The sequence below is a fragment of the Streptomyces sp. NPDC039424 genome (assembly GCF_055639495.1).
In genome coordinates, this window is sequence record NZ_JBVKAI010000029.1 from 55676 (window position 1) to 80259 (window position 24584).

Annotated in this window: 23 protein-coding genes; 13 read left to right on the forward strand and 10 right to left on the reverse strand. The window is 70.6% G+C overall.

The window, feature by feature from the left end:
• Positions 1 to 29 precede the first annotated feature (29 nt).
• A complete protein-coding gene (locus ACZ7L0_RS40620) occupies positions 30 to 1832 on the reverse strand; it encodes a bifunctional metallophosphatase/5'-nucleotidase (protein WP_471247616.1) in 1803 nt (600 codons plus the stop codon).
• Positions 1833 to 2000: 168 nt separating this feature from the next.
• Between ACZ7L0_RS40620 and mshD the strand changes: the two genes are divergently transcribed.
• The 8 genes from mshD to ACZ7L0_RS40660 all read left to right on the forward strand — a co-directional run bounded on the left by mshD (position 2001) and on the right by ACZ7L0_RS40660 (position 10206).
• Positions 2001 to 2930, forward strand: a complete 930-nt coding sequence (mshD, locus tag ACZ7L0_RS40625; protein ID WP_471247617.1) for a mycothiol synthase — start codon at positions 2001 to 2003, stop codon at positions 2928 to 2930.
• An 89-nt stretch (positions 2931 to 3019) separates the two neighbouring features.
• Positions 3020 to 3433, forward strand: a complete 414-nt coding sequence (locus ACZ7L0_RS40630) for a GntR family transcriptional regulator (RefSeq protein ID WP_471247618.1) — start codon at positions 3020 to 3022, stop codon at positions 3431 to 3433.
• Complete coding sequence (locus tag ACZ7L0_RS40635; protein ID WP_471247619.1) at positions 3433 to 4335, forward strand: ABC transporter ATP-binding protein; 903 nt, start codon at positions 3433 to 3435, stop codon at positions 4333 to 4335. Before ACZ7L0_RS40630 ends, ACZ7L0_RS40635 begins: the two co-directional genes overlap by 1 nt.
• Positions 4336 to 4340: 5 nt before the next feature.
• Positions 4341 to 5357, forward strand: coding sequence for an ABC transporter permease (locus ACZ7L0_RS40640; RefSeq protein ID WP_471247646.1), 1017 nt, complete (start codon positions 4341 to 4343; stop codon positions 5355 to 5357).
• Entirely contained in the window at positions 5354 to 6208 is an 855-nt protein-coding gene (locus tag ACZ7L0_RS40645) for a hypothetical protein (RefSeq protein WP_471247620.1), read from the forward strand. The genes ACZ7L0_RS40640 and ACZ7L0_RS40645 overlap by 4 nt, the downstream gene beginning before the upstream one ends.
• A gap of 163 nt (positions 6209 to 6371) precedes the next feature.
• Entirely contained in the window at positions 6372 to 8726 is a 2355-nt protein-coding gene (locus tag ACZ7L0_RS40650) for an RNA degradosome polyphosphate kinase (RefSeq protein ID WP_471247621.1), read from the forward strand.
• Complete coding sequence (locus ACZ7L0_RS40655) at positions 8707 to 9756, forward strand: CHAD domain-containing protein (RefSeq protein ID WP_471247622.1); 1050 nt, start codon at positions 8707 to 8709, stop codon at positions 9754 to 9756. The genes ACZ7L0_RS40650 and ACZ7L0_RS40655 overlap by 20 nt, the downstream gene beginning before the upstream one ends.
• A gap of 30 nt (positions 9757 to 9786) precedes the next feature.
• Complete coding sequence (locus ACZ7L0_RS40660; protein ID WP_471247623.1) at positions 9787 to 10206, forward strand: NUDIX hydrolase; 420 nt, start codon at positions 9787 to 9789, stop codon at positions 10204 to 10206.
• Between the two features lie 12 nt (positions 10207 to 10218).
• On the opposite strand, the gene ACZ7L0_RS40665 is transcribed toward ACZ7L0_RS40660, so the two are convergent.
• Positions 10219 to 10389, reverse strand: coding sequence for a hypothetical protein (locus ACZ7L0_RS40665; protein ID WP_471247624.1), 171 nt, complete (start codon positions 10387 to 10389; stop codon positions 10219 to 10221).
• Between the two features lie 145 nt (positions 10390 to 10534).
• On the opposite strand from ACZ7L0_RS40665, the gene ACZ7L0_RS40670 reads away from it, so the two are divergent.
• Positions 10535 to 11425, forward strand: a complete 891-nt coding sequence (locus tag ACZ7L0_RS40670) for an SCO4651 family lipoprotein (protein ID WP_471247625.1) — start codon at positions 10535 to 10537, stop codon at positions 11423 to 11425.
• A gap of 101 nt (positions 11426 to 11526) precedes the next feature.
• Positions 11527 to 11694, forward strand: coding sequence for a hypothetical protein (locus ACZ7L0_RS40675; RefSeq protein WP_471247648.1), 168 nt, complete (start codon positions 11527 to 11529; stop codon positions 11692 to 11694).
• A 14-nt stretch (positions 11695 to 11708) separates the two neighbouring features.
• On the opposite strand, the gene ACZ7L0_RS40680 is transcribed toward ACZ7L0_RS40675, so the two are convergent.
• The gene (locus ACZ7L0_RS40680; RefSeq protein WP_471247626.1) at positions 11709 to 12035 is read right to left on the reverse strand and encodes a metal-sensitive transcriptional regulator; all 327 of its coding nucleotides are present in this window, start codon (positions 12033 to 12035) and stop codon (positions 11709 to 11711) included.
• A gap of 203 nt (positions 12036 to 12238) precedes the next feature.
• Between ACZ7L0_RS40680 and ACZ7L0_RS40685 the strand changes: the two genes are divergently transcribed.
• Together ACZ7L0_RS40685 and ACZ7L0_RS40690 are read left to right on the forward strand one after the other, a co-directional pair.
• Positions 12239 to 12859 carry a DUF47 domain-containing protein gene (locus tag ACZ7L0_RS40685; protein ID WP_188289463.1) on the forward strand — a complete coding sequence of 207 codons (621 nt, stop codon included), beginning with the start codon at positions 12239 to 12241 and terminating at the stop codon, positions 12857 to 12859.
• Positions 12860 to 12866: 7 nt separating this feature from the next.
• Positions 12867 to 13865: an inorganic phosphate transporter gene (locus ACZ7L0_RS40690; RefSeq protein ID WP_471247627.1), complete on the forward strand. Its 999-nt coding sequence runs from the start codon at positions 12867 to 12869 to the stop codon at positions 13863 to 13865.
• Positions 13866 to 14420: 555 nt separating this feature from the next.
• Here ACZ7L0_RS40690 and pstB read toward each other — a convergent pair.
• The 4 genes from pstB to pstS form a co-directional block, all read right to left on the reverse strand.
• Entirely contained in the window at positions 14421 to 15197 is a 777-nt protein-coding gene (pstB, locus tag ACZ7L0_RS40695; RefSeq protein WP_471247628.1) for a phosphate ABC transporter ATP-binding protein PstB, read from the reverse strand.
• A 40-nt stretch (positions 15198 to 15237) separates the two neighbouring features.
• Positions 15238 to 16296: a phosphate ABC transporter permease PstA gene (gene pstA, locus ACZ7L0_RS40700; RefSeq protein ID WP_471247629.1), complete on the reverse strand. Its 1059-nt coding sequence runs from the start codon at positions 16294 to 16296 to the stop codon at positions 15238 to 15240.
• Positions 16293 to 17300: a phosphate ABC transporter permease subunit PstC gene (gene pstC, locus ACZ7L0_RS40705; protein ID WP_471247630.1), complete on the reverse strand. Its 1008-nt coding sequence runs from the start codon at positions 17298 to 17300 to the stop codon at positions 16293 to 16295. Before pstC ends, pstA begins: the two co-directional genes overlap by 4 nt.
• A 134-nt stretch (positions 17301 to 17434) precedes the next feature.
• Positions 17435 to 18562, reverse strand: coding sequence for a phosphate ABC transporter substrate-binding protein PstS (gene pstS / locus ACZ7L0_RS40710; protein WP_471247631.1), 1128 nt, complete (start codon positions 18560 to 18562; stop codon positions 17435 to 17437).
• A 295-nt stretch (positions 18563 to 18857) separates the two neighbouring features.
• Between pstS and ACZ7L0_RS40715 the strand changes: the two genes are divergently transcribed.
• The gene (locus ACZ7L0_RS40715; RefSeq protein WP_471247632.1) at positions 18858 to 20453 is read left to right on the forward strand and encodes an FAD-binding oxidoreductase; all 1596 of its coding nucleotides are present in this window, start codon (positions 18858 to 18860) and stop codon (positions 20451 to 20453) included.
• Positions 20454 to 20503: 50 nt separating this feature from the next.
• Here the strand turns inward: ACZ7L0_RS40715 and ACZ7L0_RS40720 are convergent, their stop codons facing one another.
• The 3 genes from ACZ7L0_RS40720 to ACZ7L0_RS40730 all read right to left on the reverse strand — a co-directional run bounded on the left by ACZ7L0_RS40720 (position 20504) and on the right by ACZ7L0_RS40730 (position 24433).
• Complete coding sequence (locus ACZ7L0_RS40720; RefSeq protein WP_471247633.1) at positions 20504 to 21214, reverse strand: phosphatase PAP2 family protein; 711 nt, start codon at positions 21212 to 21214, stop codon at positions 20504 to 20506.
• A gap of 223 nt (positions 21215 to 21437) precedes the next feature.
• A complete protein-coding gene (locus tag ACZ7L0_RS40725; RefSeq protein WP_471247647.1) occupies positions 21438 to 22382 on the reverse strand; it encodes a C40 family peptidase in 945 nt (314 codons plus the stop codon).
• A 1259-nt stretch (positions 22383 to 23641) separates the two neighbouring features.
• Positions 23642 to 24433, reverse strand: coding sequence for a trypsin-like serine peptidase (locus tag ACZ7L0_RS40730; protein WP_471247634.1), 792 nt, complete (start codon positions 24431 to 24433; stop codon positions 23642 to 23644).
• Positions 24434 to 24584 lie beyond the last annotated feature (151 nt).

A 24584-nucleotide genomic window follows, 5' to 3' on the forward strand; every position in this document is an offset into this window, starting at 1 on the left:
GGGCCCCTGCCCTGCGGGTCGTCGTAGGGCTACTGCACGATCGTGATCCGATCGGCCGCCGGCGGAGCGATCGGGTCGGCCGCCGAGGAGTTCGCCGTCAGGTACTTCTCCAGCGCCGTCAGGTCGTCCGTGCCGACGAGGTCGTTCGTGCCCTGGCCCAGCGTGGTGAAGCCGTCGCCGCCACCGGCGAGGAAGCTGTTCGTCGCCACGCGGTACGTGGCCGCCGGGTCGATCGCCGCCCCGTTCAGCCGGATCGAGTCGGTGACCACCCGGTCCGCGCCGGACTTCGTCAGGTCCAGCGTGTACGTCAGCCCCGACGACACCTGCAGCACCTTCACAGCCGCCGCGTTCGCCCCGCTCACCTGCTCCTTGAGCACCTGGATCAGCTGCGCCCCGGTGAAGTCCTGCAAGTTCACGGTGTTGGAGAACGGCTGCACGGTGAAGCCCTCGGCGTACGTCACCACGCCGTCGCCCTCACCGCCCTTGGCCGCGTAGGTCAGCCCGGCCCGTACGCCACCGGGGTTCATCAGCGCCAGGTCGGTCTCCGGGTCCAGCTCCTTGCCGTACGCCAGCTGCGCGTCGGCGATCAGGTCGCCCATCGGGGACTCGGTGCCGGTGTTGCCGATGTCGGCGGAGATGTGGCCGATGGCCCGGTTGCCGATCGGCGCGGCGAGCGCGTTCCACTTGCCGATCAGCCCGGTCATGTCGGGCGCCTTCGCCACGTCCCGGGTGACCACGCGGTTCGCCGACTTCACCGCCGTACGGGCGATGTCACCGGTGAAGCGGTCGTAGGTCAGCGTCGTGTCCGTGTAGAGACGGCCGAAGGACGCCGCCGAGGTGACCATGCGGGGGCGGCCCGCCGGGTCGTCGATCGTGCAGGTGTACGCGGTGTGGGTGTGGCCGGTGACCAGCGCGTCCACCGCCGGGGTGACGTTCTTGGCGATGTCCACGATCGGGCCGGAGATGCCGGCGCCGGCGCCCGGGGAGTCGCAGTCGTAGTTGTACGAGGAGGAGGCCGGGAAGCCGCCCTCGTGGACCAGCGCGACGATCGACCGCACGCCCTGGCGCTGGAGCACCTTGGCGTACTTGTCGATGGTCTCCACCTCGTCCTTGAACCGCAGGCCCTTGACGCCGTCGGCCGAGACGATGCCCGGGGTGCCCTCCAGGGTGACGCCGATGAAGCCGATCTTGACGTCCTTCTTCTTCCACACCCAGTAGGGCTTGAGGATCGGCTTGCCCGTCTTCTCGTCGAGGACGTTCGCCGCGAGGTACGGGAAGTTCGCGCCCTGGAACTCCTCGTCCGTGTAGCAGCCCGCCGTCGGGTGGCAGCCGCCGTTCTGCAGCCGGGCCAGTTCCTTGGCGCCCTCGTCGAACTCGTGGTTGCCGACGGAAGTGACGTCGAGCTTCAGCTTGTTCAGCGCCTCGATGGTGGGCTCGTCGTGGAACAGCCCGGAGATCAGCGGGGAGGCGCCGACCATGTCACCGCCGGCCGCGGTGATGGAGTACGGGTGGCCCGCGCGGGCGTTGCGCAGGTGCGTGGCGAGGTACTCGACGCCGCCCGCGTCGACCGTCTTCGTCGTGCCGTCCGGCTGGAGTTCGGTGACCCGGCCGGAGGAGCCCGACGGCGGTTCGAGGTTGCCGTGCAGGTCGTTGAAGGAGAGGAGCTGGACGTCCTGGTAGCGGCCGGGACGCGGGTGGCCGCCCTTGCCGTCGTGCGCGTCCGCGGGGAGCGCGGTGGCCAGTGCGGCGGCGGTGGCCAGGCCGGCGGCGGACGCGAGAAGCGCGTACGTACGGCGTCTGACGCGGCGGTACGGGTGATGTGCGGTCGGCATGCGCCCCCCTGTGGGTCTGCTGGGAAGGTGGCCCGTTCCGGCGCAGCCTAGGGTCAACGCGCGTAGCGCAACAGGGTGTTCATGGTTACATCCTGGTTTCCCTTTGCCGTGGTCTTTACCGTTCCCGGGTTCGCCACCGGGCCGGGGCCGCCCCGTACCCTCATACGCATGACCAGCGACGACACCGCAGGGCCCGCTCCCCGTACCCGTTCCATCGAGACCACTTCCGCGCTCTCCCCGGACCAGGCCGAGGCCGTGCTCGGGCTGCTCGCGGAAGCCGCCCGGGCCGACGGGCAGCAGCCGGTGTCCGAGCAGGGACGCCTGCAGATCCGGGGCGGTGCCCGCGAGGGCGTCTCGCACCTGCTGCTGTTCGTCGGCGGCGAACTCGTCGGCTACGCCCAACTGGAGGACACCGACCCGGTGGAGGCGCCGGCCGCCGAACTGGTGGTGCACCCGGCCCAGCGCGGGCACGGGCACGGCCGGGCGCTGGGTTCGGCACTGCTGGCCGCCTCGGGCAAGCGGCTGCGGGTGTGGGCGCACGGCGGCCACGCCGCCGCCCGGCATCTCGCCCAGGTGCTCGGCCTCACCCTCTTCCGCGAACTGCGGCAGATGCGGCGGCCGTTGGCCGACCTGGAGCTGCCGGATCCGGTGCTCCCCGAGGGCGTGACGGTACGTACCTTCGCGTCGGGCGCGGACGACGCGGCCTGGCTGGCCGTCAACGCCGCCGCCTTCGCCCACCACCCCGAGCAGGGCTCCCTGACCCAGCGCGACCTCGACGACCGCAAGGCCCAGCCGTGGTTCGACCCGGCCGGCTTCTTCCTGGCCGAACGCGAGGGCCGGCTCGTCGGCTTCCACTGGACCAAGGTCCACCCCCAGGAGCGGCTCGGTGAGGTGTACGTGCTCGGCGTCGCCCCCGGCGCCCAGGGCGGCGGCCTCGGCAAGGCCCTCACCACGATCGGGCTGCGCCACCTGGCCGCGCAGGGGCTGCCGACGGCGATGCTGTACGTCGACGCGGACAACAAGGCGGCCGTGTCGGTGTACGAGCGGCTGGGCTTCACGACGTACGAGACGGACCTGATGTACCGCACCGAAACCTGACACACCCCGCACAAGGGGCGGCGAGCTTGACGCCGCCCCTTCTTTGCACCACCCTTTCACTACTCAATTAGTGAAAGGGTGGTTGTCGAGTGGTCGAGTACCGCATCGACCGGCACAGCGGCGTGGCCACCTACGTCCAGATCGTCCAGCAGACCAAACAGGCCATCCGCCTGGGCCTGCTGCGGCCCGGCGACAAGCTGCCCACGGCCCGCGAGGTCGTCGAAGCCACCGCCATCAACCCCAACACCGTCCTCAAGGCCTACCGGGAACTCGAACGCGAGGGACTGGTCGAGGCACGGCGCGGGCTCGGCACCTTCGTACGGCGCACGCTGGGCTCCGCGCCCGCCGACTCGCCGCTGCGCACCGAGCTGGACGCATGGGCGGGGCGGGCCCGCGCGGCGGGGCTGGACCGGGACGACGTGGCCGCGCTCTTCACCTCCGTACTCGAGAAGCACTTCGAGCAGCACGATCAGTTCGAGCAGCACGAACAGGGAGACCAGTGATGACCGACACCGGCACGGCCATCGAGGCCGCCGCGCTGGGCAAGCGCTACGGCAGCCGAGGAGGGTGGGCGCTGCGCGACTGCGCCTTCCGACTGCCCGCCGGACGCGTCTGCGCCGTCGTCGGACCCAACGGCGCGGGCAAGTCCACGCTCCTCACCCTGACCGCCGGGCTGCTCGTCCCCACCGAGGGCACGCTCACCGTGCTCGGGACCAGCCCGGCCGAGGCCCGCGCCCGCGTGGCCTACGTCGCCCAGGACAAGCCGCTCTACCCGCAGCTCACGGTCGCCGAGACGCTCCGGCTGGGAGCCGACCTCAACCCGGGGCGGTGGGACGCGGACACCGCCGAACGGACGACCGCCGCCGGTGACCTGGACCCGCACACGAAGATCCGCGCGCTCTCCGGCGGCCAGCGCACCCGGGTCGCGCTCGCCCTGGCCCTCGGCAAACGGCCCGAGCTGCTGCTCCTGGACGAGCCGATGGCCGACCTCGACCCACTGGCCCGGCACGAGCTGATGGGCGTGCTGATGGCGCACGCGGCCCAGTACGGCACCACGATCGTGATGTCCTCGCACGTGGTGGCCGAACTGGAGGACTCCTGCGACCACATGCTGCTGGTGGGCGGCGGCCGGATCCGGCTGGCCGGGGAGATCGACGACCTGCTGGCCGCCCACACGCACCTGAGAGCCAACGCCGACTCCGCCGACCTCGCCCCGCACACCGTGGTCGAGTCCCGGATCACCGGCCGCCAGCTCAGCGCACTGATCCGCCCGGCGGGCCGACTGCCCGGCGACTGGCGCACCGGCACCCCCACCCTGGAAGAGCTGGTCCTCGCCCACCTGCGCAACCCCGAGGCCCCCGCCCTGACCGCCGCCCCGGCGACCACCGAGGAGACCGCCGCGTGACCGCCATGACCACGTCCGCTCCGGCAGCCGCCCGGCAACCCTCCGGCGGCCCCCGCCTGACCCGCTGGCTGCTGCGCCTGCACCGCCCCGCGCTGCTCGTCTGGGCGGGCCTGGTGGTCCTCGGCGCCGCCGTGCTGCTGTGGCTCGCCGGGCCGCTCACCGACGCGGCGGCGGAGGGGTGGCGGCAGTGGAACTCCTGCGACAGGTCGGCGAACTGCGCATACGACCAGGCGCCGCTCCTCCGCTTCAACAGCACGTACACCAATCTCACCCTCGCCATGGCCGCTCTGCCCTTCCTGGTGGCCGCCTGGGCGGGCGCCGCGCTCGTCGGGCGGGAAGTGGAGTCCGGCACCGCACAGCTCAGCTGGACGCAGGGACTCACCCCGGCCCGCTGGCTGGCGACCAAGCTGGCCCTGCCGGCCGCCGCGGTCACCGCGGGAGCGAGCCTGCTCGTGCTTCTGCACCACTGGGCCTGGTCGACCGCCCAAGGCCGCATCGGCACCCTCGACGCCTGGAACATGTTCTGGACCTTCCATGCCAACGGCCCCACCACCGTCGCGTTCGCCCTGGCCGGACTGGCCGCAGGCGCCTTCGCGGGCATGATCTGGCGCCGCACCCTGCCCGCACTCGTCCTCGGCCTCGTCCTCACCGCCGGTATCCGGGGCCTGGCCGAGGTCCTTCTGCCGCACCTGTGGCCGGCCGCCACCCAGGTCACCGGCCTCAACGAGGGCTACGTCATCACAGGCATCCCCGTAGACAAGGGCCTGGTCACCTCCACCGGCGCGCACATCCCCGCCCCCACCTGCGACGACCTCTCGATGGACGGGTGCCACCGCGCGTACGAGAAGCTCGGCGCGGTCGGCTACTACAGCAGCTACCACCCCTCCTCGCACTTCTGGCCGCTCCAGCTGACCACCACGGCCCTGGTGCTGGCCGTCGCCGCCCTGCTCACCGTGGGCGCGTTCCTCGTCCTCAGGCGCCTCACCGGAGCACCCCGGCCCGCGAAGGAAACCGCCGCATGAGCGCCGCCGCCCTCCCGGGCCTGCCCCGCACGGTCCTGCGCCTGCACCGCTGGGCCCTCCTCGCCTGGGTCGCGTTCGTCGCGGGCATGACCGGCTGGCTGGTGTGGCTGACCGAGGTGACCGCGGTCGACGCCCGCAAGGCGGACCTGGCCTGCCGCCGCGTCGACGTCTGCGACACCGCCGGTCTCCTCGGCTACAGCGAATCGATCGGCGGGATCGGCACCTTCATCTGCTACAGCTTCCTGGCCGTCGCCGCCTTCGCCGGCGGTGCGCTGGTCGGCCGCGAACTGGAATCCGGCACCGCGCACCTGGCCTGGACGCAGGGCGTCACCCCCGCCCGCTGGCTGACCGCCAAGCTCACCCTGCCCGCGCTGGCGGTCACGGCCGGCGGCACGGCCCTGGTAGCGGTGTTCCGCTGGGCCTGGGCGGCCAACCGGGACCTGATGGGCGACGACTGGACCTTCGCCGACGTGTTCGTCGCCCGGGGCCCGCTGATGGTGGCGTACGGCCTGTGCGCGCTCGCCACCGGCGCGCTCGCCGCGCTGCTGCTGCGCCGCACCCTGGCCGCCCTCGGCGCCGCCTTCGCCGCGATGTGGCTGCTGAACCTCCTGCTGGAACGCCACCGCGCGGACCTGTGGCCCACCGTGACCCGCACGTCATCGAGACGATTGGACCTTCCCGCCCGTATATGGCAGGTGAACCGGGGCCGGAACGCGGACGGCTACTTCGCCGTCTACCACCCCGAGTCCCACTACTGGCCCCTCCACCTGGTGGAAACCGGCATCGTGCTCACCCTGGCGGCCCTCGCGACCACGGCGGCCTACACGGTGCTGCGCCGGCGCACCGCGTAAGGGACCGGCGGTCCCGTACGTCCTCCCACGGGGGGAAGGACGTACGGGACCGTCACTTTCGGCGTCGCTCCCCGCGGCCGGGACGCCCGGGAGCCGCCCCCCGATATCCCGCACGTCATGTCTCCGTAACCATCGATTCAGACGACCTTGCGACGCTCAGCCAATGAAGCCCGTCGTGCCAGAGCCTTCGCCGCCCCCCGAGGGGGCCACGGGGAACGGGGCCGTGACGCTCCCACCCGCACGTTCCGACGCGCCCGTCTCGCTCGTGACGCGGAACAATGGGGTCATGAGCCAGCCAAACACCCAGGCAGAGGTCCAGCACGTACAGCCCTCCGTGGGCTCCATAGCCGCGCACCGGCCGCACACGGTGGCCGCCGTGGTGTCCGACCTTGAACCCGACATCGACGCCGACCTCGACGCGTACGAGGAATCGCAGGTTGACGGGGTACAGCTGCCGCAGGGTCGTTTCCTCGACCGGGAGCGCAGCTGGCTCGCGTTCAACGAGCGGGTCCTGGAGCTCGCCGAGGACCCGAACACGCCCCTGCTCGAACGGGCGAACTTCCTGGCGATCTTCGCCAGCAACCTGGACGAGTTCTTCATGGTCCGGGTGGCCGGTCTGAAGCGGCGCATCGCGACGGGCGTCGCCACCCGCTCCGCCTCCGGCCTCCAGCCCCGTGAAGTGCTGGAGATGATCTGGGCCCGCTCCCGCGAGCTGATGGCCCGGCACGCCGCCTGCTACCACGAGGACGTCGCCCCCGCCCTCGCGGAGGAGGGCATCCACCTGGTCCGCTGGAGTGAGCTGACGGAGAAGGAGCAGGCACGTCTCTTCACCCTGTTCCGGCACCAGATCTTCCCCGTCCTCACCCCCCTCGCGGTCGACCCCGCGCACCCCTTCCCGTACATCTCCGGCCTCTCCCTGAACCTGGCCGTGGTGGTACGCAACCCGGTCACCGGCAAGCCGCACTTCGCGCGCGTCAAGGTGCCGCCGCTGCTGTCCCGCTTCCTGGAGAGCTCGCCCGGCCGGTACGTCCCCATCGAGGACGTGATCGCCGCCCACCTGGAGGAGCTGTTCCCCGGCATGGAGGTCGTGGAGCACCACGCCTTCCGGCTCACCCGCAACGAGGACCTCGAAGTCGAGGAGGACGACACCGAGAACCTTCTGCAGGCCCTGGAGAAGGAACTCATGCGGCGCCGCTTCGGACCGCCGGTACGCCTGGAGGTCGAGGAGTCCATCGACCGCGAGGTCCTCGACCTGCTGGTGCGCGAACTGAAGATCAGCGAGGCCGAGGTGTACCCGCTGCCGGGGCCCCTGGACCTCACCGGCCTCTTCCGCATCCACAGCCTCGACCGGCCCGAGCTGAAGTACCCGAAGTTCGTCGCGGGCACCCACCGGGACCTGGCGGAGGTGGAGTCCGCCTCCGCCCCCGACATCTTCGCGGCCCTGCGCAGCCGGGACGTGCTGCTGCACCACCCCTACGACTCCTTCTCGACCTCCGTGCAGGCCTTCCTGGAGCAGGCGGCCGGCGACCCGGACGTCCTCGCCATCAAGCAGACCCTGTACCGCACCTCCGGCGACTCCCCGATAGTCGACGCGCTCATCGACGCCGCCGAGTCCGGCAAGCAGGTCCTCGTCCTGGTCGAGATCAAGGCCCGCTTCGACGAGCACGCCAACATCAAGTGGGCGCGCAAGCTGGAGGAGGCCGGCTGCCACGTCGTCTACGGCCTCGTCGGCCTGAAGACCCACTGCAAGCTCTCCCTCGTGGTCCGCCAGGAAGGCGAGACGCTCCGGCGCTACAGCCACGTCGGCACCGGCAACTACCACCCGAAGACGGCCCGGCTCTACGAGGACCTCGGCCTGCTCACCGCCGACCCGCAGGTCGGCGCGGACCTCTCCGACCTGTTCAACCGCCTCTCCGGCTACTCGCGCCGGGAGACCTACCGCCGTCTGCTGGTCGCCCCCAAGTCCCTGCGGGACGGCCTGGTCGCGCGGATCGACAAGGAGGTCCAGCACCACCGTGCGGGCCGTCCGGCCTTCGTCCGCATCAAGGTCAACTCGATGGTCGACGAAGCGGTCATCGACGCCTGCTACCGCGCGTCCCAGGCGGGCGTCCCGGTGGACGTGTGGGTACGCGGCATCTGCGCGCTGCGCCCCGGCCTCCCCGACCTGTCGGAGAACATCCGCGTCCGCTCCATCCTCGGCCGCTTCCTCGAACACTCCCGCGTGTTCGGCTTCGGCAACGGCGGCGAGCCCGAGGTGTGGATCGGTAGCGCCGACATGATGCACCGCAACCTCGACCGCCGGATAGAGGCCCTCGTCCGGGTCACCGACCCGGCCCACCGGGCGGCCCTCAACCGGCTGCTCGACACCGGCATGTCCGACACCACCGCCTCCTGGCACCTGGGCCCGGACGGCGAGTGGACGCGGCACGCGACCGACGCGGACGGCCAACCCCTGCGCAACGTCCAGGAGATGCTCATAGACGCCCGGAGGCGCCGGCGTGGCACAGCAACACCTTGACCCGACGGACCCCACGGCCGGGGTGGTGACCGCAGACGCCCTCGCGAGCTATCTGCGCACCCAGGCCACGGAGTTCCTCCGCGCGCTGCGGCTGCACCGGGAGACCGGCGGCTCCAACGGCGCGGAGGAGTCCGTCGACGCGGCACGCGCCCTACGCCGCTCGGCCCGCCGCATCAGCGGCAGCCTGCACACCTTCCGCCCCCTGCTCGACACCGCCTGGTCGGAGGAGATCCGGCCCGAACTGGCCTGGCTGTCGGGCACCCTGGGGCTGGAGCACGCGTGCGAGTCGCGACTGGAGAGGCTGCTGCAGGCGCTGCACCGGCTGTCGGGGTCCACGGCGGTGCCCGCCCAGACGGTGGGCGCCGCCATGGGCATCCGCTCCTCCCCCGGTGCCGCACCCGAACGCGGCAACCTCACGGTGGGCGCGGCCAAAGCGGGCGCCCTGCTGGACCGCCAGCTCACCCTCGCCCGGACCCGCGCCCACTCCACCGCCCTCCAGGCCCTCGGCTCCAGCCGCTTCCACGCCGTCGCGGACAAGGTCGCCGTACTCGCCAGCGAGGTCCCCCTCACCCCCACCGCCCCCCTCACCGACCTGCACCCCCTGGCCGCCGCCGCCGAGGAACGCCTCACGGACGCCGTCGCCGCGCTCCCCCTGGTCACCGCCGGCCACCCCTACAACGCGGAGGCCCTGATCCACGGCCTCTCCCCGGACCCGTCCCCCCACCCCCAGGACAGCCCCTGGCACCAGGTCCGCCTGCTGCTGCGCCTGCACCGCTACGCCCGCGAGGTGCTGAACGGCCCCGACGCCCCCGTGGACGTACGCCTGCTGACGGCCGGCCAGGCCCTGAACCGGCACCGGGACGCCTCGGAGGCCGCCGCGGCGGCGGCGCAGGCGGCCCGCACCCCGCGCATCGCCCCGGCCACGGCGTACGCCCTCGGTGTGCTCCACGCCGACCAGCGGCACGAGGTGGAGGCGGCGCGGTTCGCGTTCCAGCAGTGCTGGCTGAAGCAGACGGTCACTACCCCCTGACACCCTCCGATCCGAGGCGGTGAAGCACCGGTGACGACCGCGAAGGACACCCCCGTCCAGGCGGCGGGCTGCGTTCTGTGGCGTCGCTCGCCGATGGGCGGCGGCCTGGAGGTCTGCCTCGTCCACCGGCCGAAGTACGACGACTGGTCCCACCCCAAGGGCAAGCTCAAGCGCGGCGAGGAGCCGTTGGCCGGTGCCCTGCGCGAGGTGGCGGAGGAGACCGGGTACAGCGCCGAGCCCGGCTCCGAGCTGCCCACCGTGTGCTATTTCGCGAACGGCCGCCCCAAGGAGGTCCGTTACTGGGCGGCCGAGGCCGTCGCGGGCGGCTTCACCCCCAACGACGAGGTGGACCGCATCCTGTGGCTGTCCCCCGGCGCGGCCCGCGACCGCCTGACCCAGCCCCGCGACCGGGATCTCGTCGACGCCCTGGCCCGCGACCCTTCCGTGTGACCCGCGAGCCCGTCAGCCCCCTGTATGCCCCTCCGCGTCCGTTCGTGCCTGGCTGCGGGCCCGGCGGGCCGGGCCGCGCCAGCCGCAGGTGCAGCGGGCCACGCAGAAGCGGCCCTGCTCGCTCGTCGTAGTGAGGTGTTCCTGCCCGTGCCGGGCCCGTTCCGGCCCGTCCTGCTGTGCCACGGTGACAACGCTACCCATCCGAAGTAAAGGCCACGTCTACACCCGTCCAAGCTCAGGCCCGCGCGTGACGGCCACCCCCTACTCGTCGTTAACCGGATCGACAGGGGGCCCGTGACGGACGTACCGGCTGGGGGTAAGGCAGGCGATGGATCGGCGGCAGCACAGGCGGGCGGGCGCAACGGTCGGCGCGGTGGGGCTCGCGGTGGGAATCGCGGCCGGTCTGGGCCTCGGTGCCACGGGCTGTTCCTTCAGCGGCGCCGCCGCCGAGGACGCGCGCGGCGCGGGGGAACCGGTCAGCGCCCTGCACCGCGCCGCCGACACACTGCGGGAGGCGGGCAGTTCCAAGGCCACCACCTCGATGGAGATGGCCACCGGCGGCACCCGGGTCACCATCCGCGGCAAGGGCGTCTACGACTACCGCGGACAGCTCGGCAGGCTCACCGTGCAGCTGCCGCAGGACCCGGCCGGGAACACCGAGCACCGCCCGATCACCGAACTGCTCACCCCCGGTGCCCTGTTCATGAAGAACCGCGGCGCCGGCGTGCCCGCCGACAAGTGGGTCCGGGTGGACACCGCGACCCTCTCCGACGGCAACCTGGTCACGGGCGGCGCGACGGACCCGTACGCCGCCGCGGAACTGCTGCGCGGGACGCGGACGGCGACGTACCTGGGGCGGACCGAGGTCGGCGGGGTCGAGGTGCGGCACTTCCGCGGCACCGCCGACCTGACCAGAGCGGCGCGCAGTGCATCGCCCGGCAACCGGGAGTCGCTGGCGGCGGCGGCGAAAGGGTTCGCCACCGCCGAGGTTCCGTTCGACGCCTACCTCGACGACCAGGGGCGCATCCGCAAGCTCCGGCAGAGCTTCGTATTCGTCAACGGCCGGCAGAAGGGCACCGTGGCGGTCGCCTCGACGACCCTGCTCTACGACTTCGGAGTCCCGGCGGACGTACAGCTGCCACGCCCGGAGGACATCTACGCGGGCTGGATCGCCGAAAACCAGCCATCCGGGGAACCGGGCGGCACCCCGGCGCACTAGTCAGCGCGGCGGCCCGCGAACTAGCCCGTCCGTGCCATGCGCGGTGTGTAGAGCCCTGCCTACTCTAGGAAGTCGGTAACGGCAGAGAAGAGGTGACGCACGTGGCTCCGGTCGGCGGTACGGCAGTTCAGGACCACGTGGCCCTCGCCGAGATCGAGCTGTGCGGAGAGCTGATCATCGCGGCGTCGGCCGCCCAGGACCGGCTCAGCCTGGAGAGCATCGACGAGGTGCTGCGCGTGGCCGAGGAACGGGACGCGGGCCGCGGCTGACCTGGGGCGGGGCGTCAGGTGCGCAGCAGGCGCCCGATGGCCTTCGTGGCCTCCTCCACCTTCGCGTCGATCTCCGTCCCGCCCTTGACCGCCGCGTCCGCGACGCAGTGGCGCAGGTGCTCCTCCAGGAGTTGCAGGGCGAAGGACTGCAGGGCCTTGGTGGAGGCGGACACCTGCGTGAGTATGTCGATGCAGTAGGTGTCCTCGTCGACCATGCGCTGCAGGCCGCGGATCTGGCCCTCGATCCTGCGCAGCCGCTTGAGGTGCTCGTCCTTCTGCTTGTGGTACCCGTGCGTGGTGCCTTCGGAGGGCGCCGTGGCACCGGCCTCGGTCGTCGTCATCGCGTCCTCCCGCTCCGGAAGCCCCGGACAGATACCCCTACTGGGTATATGGTAACCAACTTCGCTGGGTATACGGCTCTTGGTACGCCCCCGTGATGATCACTCTCCCCCATGGGCGACACTGGGGGACGGCCCATTAGCCGTGGCCGGATGATGCGCCTAGCATCAGCCTGACCGAAACCGAAGCACCCCGAGGACCCCAAGTGCGCTTTCGTCTGACCCCCAGGGAGACGAGCTTCTACGACATGTTCGCCGCGTCCGCGGACAACATCGTCACGGGCTCGAAACTCCTGATGGAACTGCTCGGGGCGGACACCTCCGCCCGGGCCGAGATCGCAGAGCGTATGCGGGCCGCGGAACACGCAGGTGACGACGCCACGCACGCGATCTTCCACCAGTTGAACTCCTCGTTCATCACGCCGTTCGACCGCGAGGACATCTACTCCCTCGCGTCCTCCCTCGACGACATCATGGACTTCATGGAGGAGGCCGTCGACCTGGTCGTCCTCTACAACGTCGAGGAACTGCCCAAGGGCGTCGAGCAGCAGATCGAGGTCCTGGCGCGGGCGGCGGAGCTGACGGCGGAGGCGATGCCGAACCTCCGCACGATGGACAACCTCACCGAGTACTGGATCGAGGTGAACCGTCTGGAGAACCAGGCGGACCAGATCCACAGAAAGCTTCTTGCACACCTCTTCAACGGCAAGTACGACGCGATCGAGGTGCTGAAGCTCAAGCAGATCGTGGACGTGCTGGAGGAGGCGGCGGACGCGTTCGAGCACGTGGCGAACACGGTGGAGACCATCGCCGTCAAGGAGTCCTGACCTCTTTATGGACACCTTCGCTCTGATCGTGACCATCGCGGTCGCCCTCTTCTTCACCTACACGAACGGATTCCACGACTCGGCGAACGCCATCGCGACGTCCGTGTCCACCCGGGCGCTGACGCCCCGGGCGGCGCTGGCGATGGCCGCGGTGATGAACCTGGCCGGTGCGTTCCTGGGATCCGGGGTCGCCAAGACCGTCAGTGAGGGCCTGATCGAGACGCCCCAGGGCTCGAAGGGGATGGGCATCCTCTTCGCGGCGCTGGTCGGTGCGATCGTCTGGAACCTGGTCACCTGGTACTTCGGCCTGCCGTCCTCCTCCTCCCACGCGCTGTTCGGCGGCATGGTGGGAGCGGCGCTGGCCGGCGGCACCACCGTGCTCTGGGACGGGGTCGTCGACAAGATCGTCATCCCCATGTTCCTGTCACCGGTCGTCGGCCTGATCATCGGCTACCTGGTCATGACGGCGATCCTGTGGCTCTTCCGGCGGTCCAACCCGCACAAGGCCAAGCGCGGCTTCCGCATAGCGCAGACCGTCTCCGCCGCCGGCATGGCGCTGGGCCACGGTCTCCAGGACGCCCAGAAGACCATGGGTGTCGTGGTGATGGCCCTGGTCATCTCCGGCAACCAGACCTACGGCGACCCGATCCCGGTCTGGGTGAAGATCGTCTGCGCGGTGATGCTGTCGCTCGGTACGTACGCGGGTGGCTGGCGCATCATGCGCACCCTGGGCCGGAAGATCATCGAGCTGGACCCGCCGCAGGGTTTCGCCGCCGAGACCACCGGCGCGTCGATCATGTTCGCCACCGCCTTCCTCTTCAAGGCGCCGATCTCCACCACCCACGTGATCACCTCGGCCATCATGGGCGTCGGCGCCACCAAGCGCGTCAACGCCGTCCGGTGGGGCGTCGCCAAGAACATCGTCATGGGCTGGTTCATCACCATGCCGGCAGCCGCCCTGGTAGCCGCGGCAGCCTTCGGCCTCGTCAACCTGGCATTCCTGTAACCCACCCGCCCCGCCGCAGCCGTACCAGGGGGCTCCGCCCCCTGGACCCCCGTGCCCCTGCCCACCCACCACCCGACTCGGTGGGCTGAAAAGGGGAGCCACAGCGTCTTTGACCGGGGTGCGGTGGCGAAGGCGGGTGGGGTGCGGGTGCGGAGCCCCGCGAGGGGTGCAGGGGACGCAGTCCCCGCCGGGGCCTGGGGCGGAGCCCCAGGATGGGCCACCTCTAGGCCTACCGAGTCGGGCAGGTGGAAAAACAGCGGCCAGCGGCGAAGCCCCGCTGGGATCCAGGGACGAAGCCCCCCACTGACATGCAGAGGCGACCCCCTGCCAGGGGTGCGGGGGACGCAGTCCCCGCCCGGAGCCTGGGGCGGAGCCCCAGGATGGGGCACCTCTAGGCCCACCGAGTCGGGCGGGTGGGTGGGCGACGCGGGGGCTGGGGCGGAGCCCCAGGTCGGTGAACGGCGATGGGCCCGCCCCCGGATTCCGGGGGCGGGCCCTTGCGTCCTCGCGGTGGCACCGCCATGCAGCACCGCGAGGGGTCATAGGAGCACCGGCTCAGCCGAAGCGCCCGGAGATGTAGTCCTCGGTGGCCTGAACCGACGGGTTGGAGAAGATCCGCTCCGTGTCGTCGATCTCGATCAGCTTGCCCGGCTGCCCGACCGCCGCCAGGTTGAAGAAGGCCGTACGGTCGGAGACACGCGCCGCCTGCTGCATGTTGTGCGTCACGATGACGATCGTGAACCGTTCCTTCAGCTCACCGATCAGATCCTCGATGGCCAGCGTGGAGATCGGGTCCAGCGCGGAGCACGGCTCGTCCATCAGCAGAACCTTCGGCTCCACCGCGATCGCCCGGGCGATGCACAGCCGCTGCTGCTGACCACCGGACAGCCCCGACCCGGGCTTGTTCAGCCGGTCCTTCACCTCGTTCCAGAGGTTCGCACCCTTGAGCGACTTCTCGACGACGTCCGCGAGCTCGCTCTTCTTGTAGCTGCCGTTCAGCCGCAGCCCCGCCGCCACATTGTCGAAGATCGACATCGTCGGGAACGGGTTCGGACGCTGGAACACCATGCCGACCTCGCGCCGCACCGACACCGGGTCGATCCCGGCCCCGTACAGGTCCTCGTCGTCGAGCATCACCTTGCCCTCGACCCGCCCGCCCGAGGTGACCTCGTGCATCCGGTTCAGCGTGCGCAGAAACGTCGACTTGCCGCAACCGGACGGCCCGATGAACGCCGTCACCGAACGCGGCTCGACCGTCATCGAGATGTCCTCGATCGCCTTGTGGGAGCCGTAGTAGGCGGTGAGCCCGCTCACATCGATTCGCTTGGCCATAACTACTTCACTTCCAGTCAGTCGCTGAGGGGGGCCGCGGTCAGCGACCGGTCTTCGGGGCCTTCCAGCGGGCAATGCCCCGGGCCACCATGTTGAGGATCATCACGAAGGCGATCAGCGTGAGGGACGCCGCCCACGCGCGGTCGTACGCCGCGTTGGCACCCGCGCTCTGCGAGTACTGCTGGTAGATGTACAGCGGCAGCGACGCCTGCGCACCCTCGAAGGGGTTGTTGTTGATGAACGGGTTGCCGAACACCAGCAGCAGCACCGGCGCGGTCTCACCCGCGATACGGGCGACGGCGAGCATGACGCCGGTGATGATGCCGCCGATGGAGGTCGGCACGACCACCTTCAGGATGGTGCGCCACTTCGGCACACCCAGCGCCAGCGACGCCTCGCGCAGCTCGTTCGGTACGAGCTTGAGCATCTCCTCGGTGGAGCGGACCACGACGGGCATCATCAGGATGGCCAGGGCCAGCGAACCGGCGAAGCCGAAGGGCTGCATGTCGAAGATCAGCATCAGGCTGAGGATGAACAGACCCGCGACGATCGAGGGGATACCGGTCATCACGTCGACGAAGAACGTGACGGCCTTGGCGAGGCTGCCGCGCCCGTACTCCACCAGGTAGATCGCGGTGAGGATGCCGATCGGCGCGCCGATCAGCGTGGCGAGGCCGACCTGCTCCAGGCTGCCGATGATGGCGGCGTAGATACCGCCACCCGGCTCGGAGTCGGCGACGACACCCATGGAGTGGGTGAGGAAGTAGACGTCGAGGACCTTCACGCCGCGCGCCACGGTCACCCAGATCAGGGAGACCAGCGGGATGACGGCGAGCAGGAAGGCGACCCAGACCAGGGAGGTCGCGACGCGGTCCTTGGCCTGGCGGCGGCCCTCGACGCGGGCGGCGATGCCGAACGTACCGAGGATGAACAGGATCGCGGCGATCAGGCCCCACTGGACCTTGCTGTCCAGGCCGGCGGCGAGGCCGACGCCGACCGCGACCGCGAGGGAGCCGGCCGCGATGGCCCACGGGGACCACTTCGGGAGGCTGGCGCCGCGCAGCGTGCTGGGGCGCTTGTCGGCGATTGCGGTGCTCATGCGTTGGCCCCCGAGTACTCCTTGCGGCGGGCGATGATCGCACGGGCCGCGCCGTTGACCAGCAGGGTGATGACGAACAGCACCAGACCGGAGGCGATCAGCGCGTCACGGCCGTCCTGCGTCGCCTCGCTGAACTTGCTGGCGATGTTCTGGGCGAAGGTGCCGCCGCCCGGGTCGAGCAGGCTGGCCTGGATGTCGAAGGTCGGGGAGAGCACGGTGGCGACGGCCATCGTCTCGCCGAGGGCGCGGCCGAGGCCGAGCATCGAGGCGGAGATCACGCCGGAGCGGCCGAAGGGCAGCACCGACATGCGGATGACCTCCCAGCGCGTGGCGCCGAGGGCCAGCGCGGCCTCCTCGTGCATCTGCGGGACCTGCCGGAAGACCTCGCGGCTCACGTTGGTGATGATCGGCAGGATCATGATCGCGAGCAGGATGCCGACGGTGAGCATCGAGCGGGGGGCGCCGCCCTGCCAGTCGAAGATGCCGGTCCAGCCGAGGTATGTGTCGAGCCACCCGTAGAGGCCGGTCATGTGCGGTACGAGGATGAGCGCGCCCCACAGGCCGTACACGATGGACGGCACGGCGGCGAGCAGGTCGATCACGTACCCGACGGGGCCGGCCAGCCTGCGCGGCGCGTAGTGCGTGATGAACAGCGCGATGGCGACCGCGATCGGGACCGCGATGACCATGGCGACGATCGAGGAGACCACCGTGCCGAAGGCGAGGACCGCGATGCCGAAGACGGGCGGCTGGAGGTTGGTGTTCCACTCGAAGGTGGTCAGGAAGTTGCCGTGGTCCTTGCTGATCGCGAGGGAGGCGCGGTAGGTGAGGAAGGCCGCGATCGCGGCCATGATCACCAGCAGCAGGATGCCCGAGCCGCGGGAGAGCCCGAGGAAGATGCGGTCACCGGGGCGGGTCGCGCCGCGGGCGTTGCGCTTCTGCTCGGCCGGGGCCGGCTGGGGGGTGGGGGGAGGTGCGTCAGTCGTCTGCGTCGATATGTCCATCGGGTTCTCCGGTCTGCGGAGCCGCGGGGTGGGCGGCTCGTTGGAGCCGTACACCCACAGGGGGCGTTCGGCTCCGGGCGGCGGTGCACCGGACGGTGCGGCCCGGTTCCTCGCGGAACCGGGCCGCACTCAGGTCAGCTCAGGCCCTCGATGGTGCTGCGGACCTTGGTGATGATCTCGTCGGGGACGGGCGCGTAGTCGATGCCCGACAGGACCTTCTGGCCGTCCTCGCTGGCGATGTAGCGCAGGAAGGCCTTGGTGGCGGCCAGGGTGTCCGCCTTGTTGCCCTTGTCGCAGACGATCTCGTACGTGACCAGGGTGAGCGGGTAGGCGCCCTCGGCCTTGGTCTTGTAGTCGAGCTGCAGCGACAGGTCCTTGCCGGTGCCGACGACCTTGGCGGCGGCGATGTCGGCGGTGGCGCTCTCGGTGCTGGGGGCGACCGGCTTGCTGGCGCCCGTGTCGATGGAGACGGACTTGAGGCCGTCCGAGACGTAGGACAGCTCGAAGTAGCCGATGGCGCCGGAGGTCTGCTTCACCTGCTGGGCCACACCCGCGGACTGCGGAGCGGACTGGCCGCCCTTGGCCTGCCAGGCCTTGCCGCCGGAGTACTTCCAGTTGTCCGGGGTGGTGGCGATCAGGTACTTGGTGAAGTTGTCCGTGGTGCCGGACTCGTCGGAGCGGTGGAACGCCTGGATCTTGAGGTCGGGAAGCTTCGCGTCGGGGTTCAGCTTCTTGATCGCCGCGTCGTTCCACTTGGTGATCTTGCTGTCGAAGATCTTGGCGAGGGTCGGCGCGTCCAGGACCAGGTTGTCCACACCCGGGACGTTGTAACCGACGGCGATCGGGCCGCCGACCATCGGCAGGTCGATGCCCTGACCGCCGGAGCAGACCTTCTTGGAGGCGGTGACCTCTTCGGGCTTCAGCGCGGAGTCGGAACCGGCGAAGGCGACCTGACCCTGCGTGAACGCGGTGACGCCCGCGCCGGAGCCGCCGCCCTTGTAGTTGATCTGCACGCCGCAGGCCTGGGAGAACTGCTTGACCCACGCGTCGATCGCGTTCTTCTGCGCGGAGGAGCCGTCGGCGAGGAGCTGGCCCTTGGCGTTGTCGCACTTGATCGAGCTGGCGCTCGTCGAGGACGAAGAACCCTCGCTCGCCGTCTTGCCCGTGTCGTCGGAGCCGCACGCCGTCAGGGCCAGGGCGCCGGAGACGGCGACAGCACCGAGGGAAAGGGCGCGAAGCCGGTTCTTGCGCTGAAGCTTCACTTTCGGGAGTTCCTTCCAGAAGCCGCCACCGTCGGCGGCGTGCGAAGTCGTCGTGATGCCGGAGCGCGCCGCGAAGGCCGCACTCAGCACCTGGTACGGCCGAAATTAGGCAGAACAGGTGAAGCCGCCGATGGCCGGAAGTGAACGAGGGGTGAACCCCTGCCGTCGGCCCGGTGAGGTCACGGAATGCTTACGGGGAGGGCACGTGGAGGTTCCGACGGTCGGGTTACGCACCGTGGAACCTTTGGCCCCAGGGCGCCGTCTCGTTCCCTGGGAGCCGACGAAAGGCACGGGCATGGAACGGCGTACGTTCATCTCAGGCGGCGCGGCCGCGATGGCCGCGGTCGCGGTGGCGGGGTGCAAGGGAAACGGCGGCGCGTCCGCCGGATCCGCGACGAGTACGACGAGCACGTCGGACGCGTCGACCAGCGCTCTTACGTCCACATCGTCCCGTACGCCCATGAAGACCACCAACGCGGTGGCAGCCGCCGACTGGGCGGCCCTCGGCCGCGACCTGGACGGCGCCCTGGTCCGCCCCGGTGAGGCCACCTGGAAGACCGCCCACCAGCTCTACAACACCCGCTTCGACGGCCTCAAACCGGCCGCCGTCGCCTACGTCGCCCACGCCGAAGACATCCGGACGACGCTGGCGTACGCCCACGCACACGACATACGCGTGGCGATACGCAACGGCGGCCACTCCTACGCGGGCTGGTCCTCCGGCAACGGCCGCCTCATAGTCGACGTCTCCAAGCTGAACCGCATCCGGGTCAGCGGCCAGGAGGCGGTGGTCGGCGCCGGCTCCAAGCTGATCGACGTCTACCGCGCGCTGGCCGCCAAGGGCGTGACCATCCCCGCCGGCTCCTGCCCCACGGTCGGCGTCTCCGGCCTGGTCCTCGGCGGCGGCCACGGGGTCGTCTCCCGCGCGTACGGCCTGACCTGCGACAGCCTCACCCAGGCGACCCTGATCACCGCGGACGGCAAGCAGCTCACCGCCAACGCGACCACCAACAAGGACCTCTTCTGGGCCCTGCGCGGCGCCGGCAACGGCAACTTCGGCGTCGTCACCGAACTCCACTTCAAGACCCACCCCGCCCCCCAGGCCGTCACCGGGTACCTGACCTGGCCCTGGGCGAAGGCCGCAGCGGTGGTGAAGGCCTGGCAGGAGTGGGGCCCGAGCCAGCCCGACGAGATCTGGTCCTCCCTGCACCTGGCGGCCTCACCGGGCCGCACCCCCACCATCTCCGTGGCCGCCTTCTCCCTGGGCACCTACGGCGAACTCAAGAACGCCGTCGACCGCCTCGCCGACAAGGTGGGCGCCGACGCCACCAGCGTGTCCCTGCGCCGCCGGGGCTACGAGGAGGCCATGGAGATCTACGCCGGCTGCTCCTCCTTCTCCACCGACGCCCAGTGCCACCTCCCCGGCTCGACCCCCGGCCGCTCTCCGCAGGGCGCACTCGGCCGGGAGACGTACGCGGCCCGCTCCGACTTCTTCGACCACTCCCTCTCGGCGGCCGGCATCCAGAAGCTGCTGGCCCAGCTGAAGTCGGTCCGGGGCGGCTCGGGGAGCATCGCCCTCACCGCCCTCGGCGGCGCGGTCAACCGCGTCTCCCCCACCGCCACGGCCTTCGTCCACCGCCGCTCCCGCATGCTGGCCCAGTACATCGCCTCCTGGGGCGCGGGCGCCTCCGGCACCACGGCCCAGTCCTGGCTCACCTCGGCCCACAACGCCATGAAGCCCTACGCCTCCGGCGCGGCCTACCAGAACTACACCGACCCGACGCTCACCAACTGGCGGAAGGCCTACTACGGGGATGCGGCGGGACGGCTGGCCCAGGTGAAGAAGCAGTACGACCCGGAGAGGTTCTTCAGCTACCCGCAGGGCCTGTAGGCCCGGGGCGGGCGCTCTTCAATCGGGAAGCGCGCCCGGCCGCTCGCGGCCTACGCGGCGAGATCCCGCTCCTCCGCCGCCACAGAGTTCCGCGCCCCGGAAACCAGCCCCTCCCCGGCCGCGCCCTCGGATGAGCGGCGCCGGACAGCCCACCCCACCCGAGGCGACCGCTCCACCGCCTTCATCACCGGCGTGAGCAGAGCCATGGCCACCGGCGACAGCAGCAACGTCACCGCGGTGCCCAGCGCGAACCCCCCGACCACATCGGTCGGATAGTGCACGCCCATGTACACCCGGCAGAACCCCTCGAGCAGCGCCAGCCCGATCCCGACGATCCCGAACTTCCGGTTGGCGACGAACAATCCGACCGCCATCGCCATGGTCAGGGTCGCGTGATCACTGACGAACGAGTAGTCGCTCTTCCCGGAGACGAGGACATCCAGCCCCTGGTGATCGACAAAGGGCCGGGGCCGCTCCACGAACCCCCGGATGGGCACGTTCACCAGCACCGCGATACCGGCGGCCAACGGCGCCCACACGAGCGCGGCGACAGAGACGGCCGCCTCGTCCCCGCTCCCGGCCCGCCGCCGCACGGACCACCAGCACCACACCACCACCAGCACCATGGCCAGCAGCAGCCCGTACTCACCGACGAACTCCATCACCCGGTCGAACCACGCGGGTGCGTCCTTCGCCAGTCCGTTGATGTCGTACAGCAGGTCGACGTCGGGGTTCGAACCGGATTCGGCGAGTACAGCCATGGTGCTGCGGCCCCTTCGTCGTTCTCCGGGCGCACCTTCCGTGCGCCGCTCCTACCCACCCCGTGGTCCGTAGATCCGCTTCCGCTGCACTGACGTCCGCTCGGCTACGTCAACAGGAACGCACGTCCCCTGTCTCTACGTTCCACTCTCCACCGAAAGATCACGCAGACGTTATCGAAGAGAGACTCATAGCCGCAGCTCAGGGCCCGGGTTCACACGCGATTCACACGGTCGTGGGGAGCGCTTTCGCGCCATCCTCGGTTACCCGGGTCGCCCCGAAGTAGTCGGGGGTGTCGACCGGGTCGAACCGGATGACGGCCCCCGTCCTCGGCGCGTCGATCATGTATCCGCCCCCGACATAGATCCCCACGTGCCGGATGGCGCGGGAGTTGGTGAGGTCGTCCGAGAAGAACACCAGATCCCCGGGCAGCAACTCCTCCCGCTTCGGGTGCGGCCCCGCGTTGTACTGATCGTTGGCGACCCGGGGGAGCGTGACCCCGACACTCTCGTACGCGGCCTTGGTCAACCCCGAGCAGTCGAACCGTCCGCCCTGGTCAGCGGTGCCCTCCCCGCCCCAGAGATAGGGCGTGCCAAGCTTCTTCTGCGCGTAGGCGATGGCCCCGGCGGCCTGCCGGCTGGGATCCACCCGCGTGACGGGAGCGGCGAAGCTCTTCTCCAAAGTCGTGATCGTCTTCACATAGTTCTGGGTCTCCTTGTACGGGGGAACGCCCCCGTACTTGATGACCGCGTACGCCCCCGCGTTGTAGGCGGCGAGCATGTTGTGGGAGGCCTCGCCGGGCACGTCCTTCACGTACGAGGCGAGCTGGCAGTCGTACGAAGCGGCCGACGGAATCGCGTCATTCGGATCCCACACGTCCCGGTCCCCGTCGCCGTCCCCGTCGATCCCGTGCGTCGCCCAGGTCCCCGGGATGAACTGCGCGATCCCTTCGGCCTTCGCCGGGCTCTTGGCACTCGGGTTGAAGCCGCTCTCCTGGTACAACTGGGCGCCGAGCAAGGCCGGGTTGAGAGCCGGGCACAGATTGCCCCACTTCTGCACGAGCGTCTGATACGCGGCCGGCACAGCCCCCTTGGCAAGCGCGACGGCCCCTCCGCCCACCCCGTTCACGAGGTTCCCGGCGACGACGTACACCCCCACGACAAGCAGCATCACGAAGCTCAGACCGAGCCCGACCGCGACACCACCAGCCACCCAGACTTTTCGCACGGCTCAACCCTCCCCCATCCGCGACCCGTTCACGTCCGATTTCGCCACGCGCCGACCGACTCAGCCAGCATTTCGGCCTATTCCCCTCACCAAAAACGCCAGGGTACGGGAACCGGGGGCAGCGGCAGGCGACCTGACTGCCCATTACCAGTGGCCGTAGGGGCCGCCCGCTTCTTGGTCATTGTCGTGCTTCCACACCCCGAGTAAAGGGCGCTTCGCGTCGGCTCCGCCGATCGGCCTCCGGCCGACCCTTGACTCGGGGCGCGGAAGCACGGGGAAGAAGCGAGCGGGCGGCCCGGAAAGGCGGGGTCCCGGGTCTTGATTCCCCTTGCGTGGGCTGCGTTCCTGGCCGGGGTATGGGGGCGCGGTCGCGCCTCGCCTGCACGCCGGGTCGGCTAAGCGGCGATCGGTGAGTGGGGGGTGGGGGGTGGGGGTGAGGGCGCGCGGGGGGCGGGTGGCGGCACGCCGGGTGGGCTAAGCGGCGAACGGTGAGTGGGGGGTGGGGTGGGGGCGCGAGGGGGGCGGGTGGCGGCACGCCGGGGCGGCTTAGCGACTTGCGGCGAGTGGGACGACTCCACACCCGCCCGCCCCCTCGCCCCACCAGCCCCACCAGCCCCACCAGCCCCGCGCGGCGAGCAATTGGAGGACTTGGGCCACGCCCGGGAGGCAAAGACGCAGGTGGCCGAAGCCAGACGCGGCCCAAGTCCTCCACTTGCCTCCGCCGCAGCCGTTCCGCACCGTTCCCAACCCCCACCCCGCCCGATATGCCCGAGCCCGGGAGCCAACAAGCCACCACCCGCAAGCCGCTGAGCCGACCCGGCGTGCCGCCACCGGCCGGACGCGCACCACCCACCCACCGGTCCCCGCTAAGCCCACCCGGCGTGCCGCCACCCGCCCAGCGCGCACCCGCAACCCCCACCCACCGTTCGCCGCTTAGCCCACCCGGCGTGCTGGCGAGGCGCGACCGCGTCCCTGAACCCCGGCCAGGAACGCAGCCCACGCAAGGGGATAACAAGGCTCGGCCCCCGCCTTTCCGGGCCGCTCGCTCGCTTCTCACCCGTGCTGGAGCGGCCCGAGTCAAGGGTGGCCCGCAGGGCCATCGGCGCAGCCGACGCGAAGCGCCCTTTACTCGGGCCGTGGAAGCACGACAATGACCAAGAAGCGGGCGGCCCCCACGGCACCCCACCCCACAGGCGCCCAGATCACGGATCGTTCGCCGCATCCCGGTAGAGCTCTGCCGCCTCCGCCCCCAGCACCACGCTGTAGGAGATGTCGGCGGTGGCTCCACCCTGCTCATGGCCGCCCAGCACTCCGACGACCTCGTGATCGCCGTTGACCCACGGGCTGCCGCTCGTGCCGCCGGGGAAGTCGGGGCAGTCGATTCGCTGCTGGGTGCCGCTGTGTGCGGACGGCTTGTTGGTGCAGCTGATGGGGACCTCGCGGGAGTTGGGGTAGCCGGTGACCGTCACGGCGGTCGCCCCTGTCGCCGTGCCCGTCGCGAAGCGGTTGCCGCCGACTGCGTCCTCGATCCGCTTCCCCGGGGCGCCGTCCACCCCCTCCACGACGGCGAACGCCACGTCACTGTCCTCGTCGTGACCCTTGGACCACCCGTCCGGCAGGAACCGCCTCTTCACCTTCCACACCCCGTACGGCGCCTTCCCGTCCCGGTAGCCCGGCACGAAGACGAGGTCGGGGTGGTCGGAGTCATCGTCGCCGTCGACGCAATGGGCCGCGGTGACGATCAGGTTCCGGTGAGGGCTGTGCACGACCGACGCGGTGCAGAAGTGGCCGCCGGCCAGACTGCCCGCCCGCCCGGCGGGGAACAGCGCCCCGACCCGCACGCTCTGCGAGGTCGGAGCCGCCACCGCGGTCACCCCTAGAGGCCCCGGCCCGTCATCGGCGGCGGCGACGGACGCCGACGTGACCGCCAGCAGCACCACGGCGCCGAGAAGGGCAGGAGGTGAGGTACCTGAGATGCGTGAGCTGCGCTCCATCGGGCCCCACTTTGTCCCACGAAGGTGAGAAATCATCCCCGTCTTCACTGAGATTTACCTGTGAACCGCCCTTACGGTCACCAGGCCTCCCGTAGACCCGGAACCCGATCCACCACCGTACTGCGCGTTCCCCGCTCCCGCCTCCCCATGC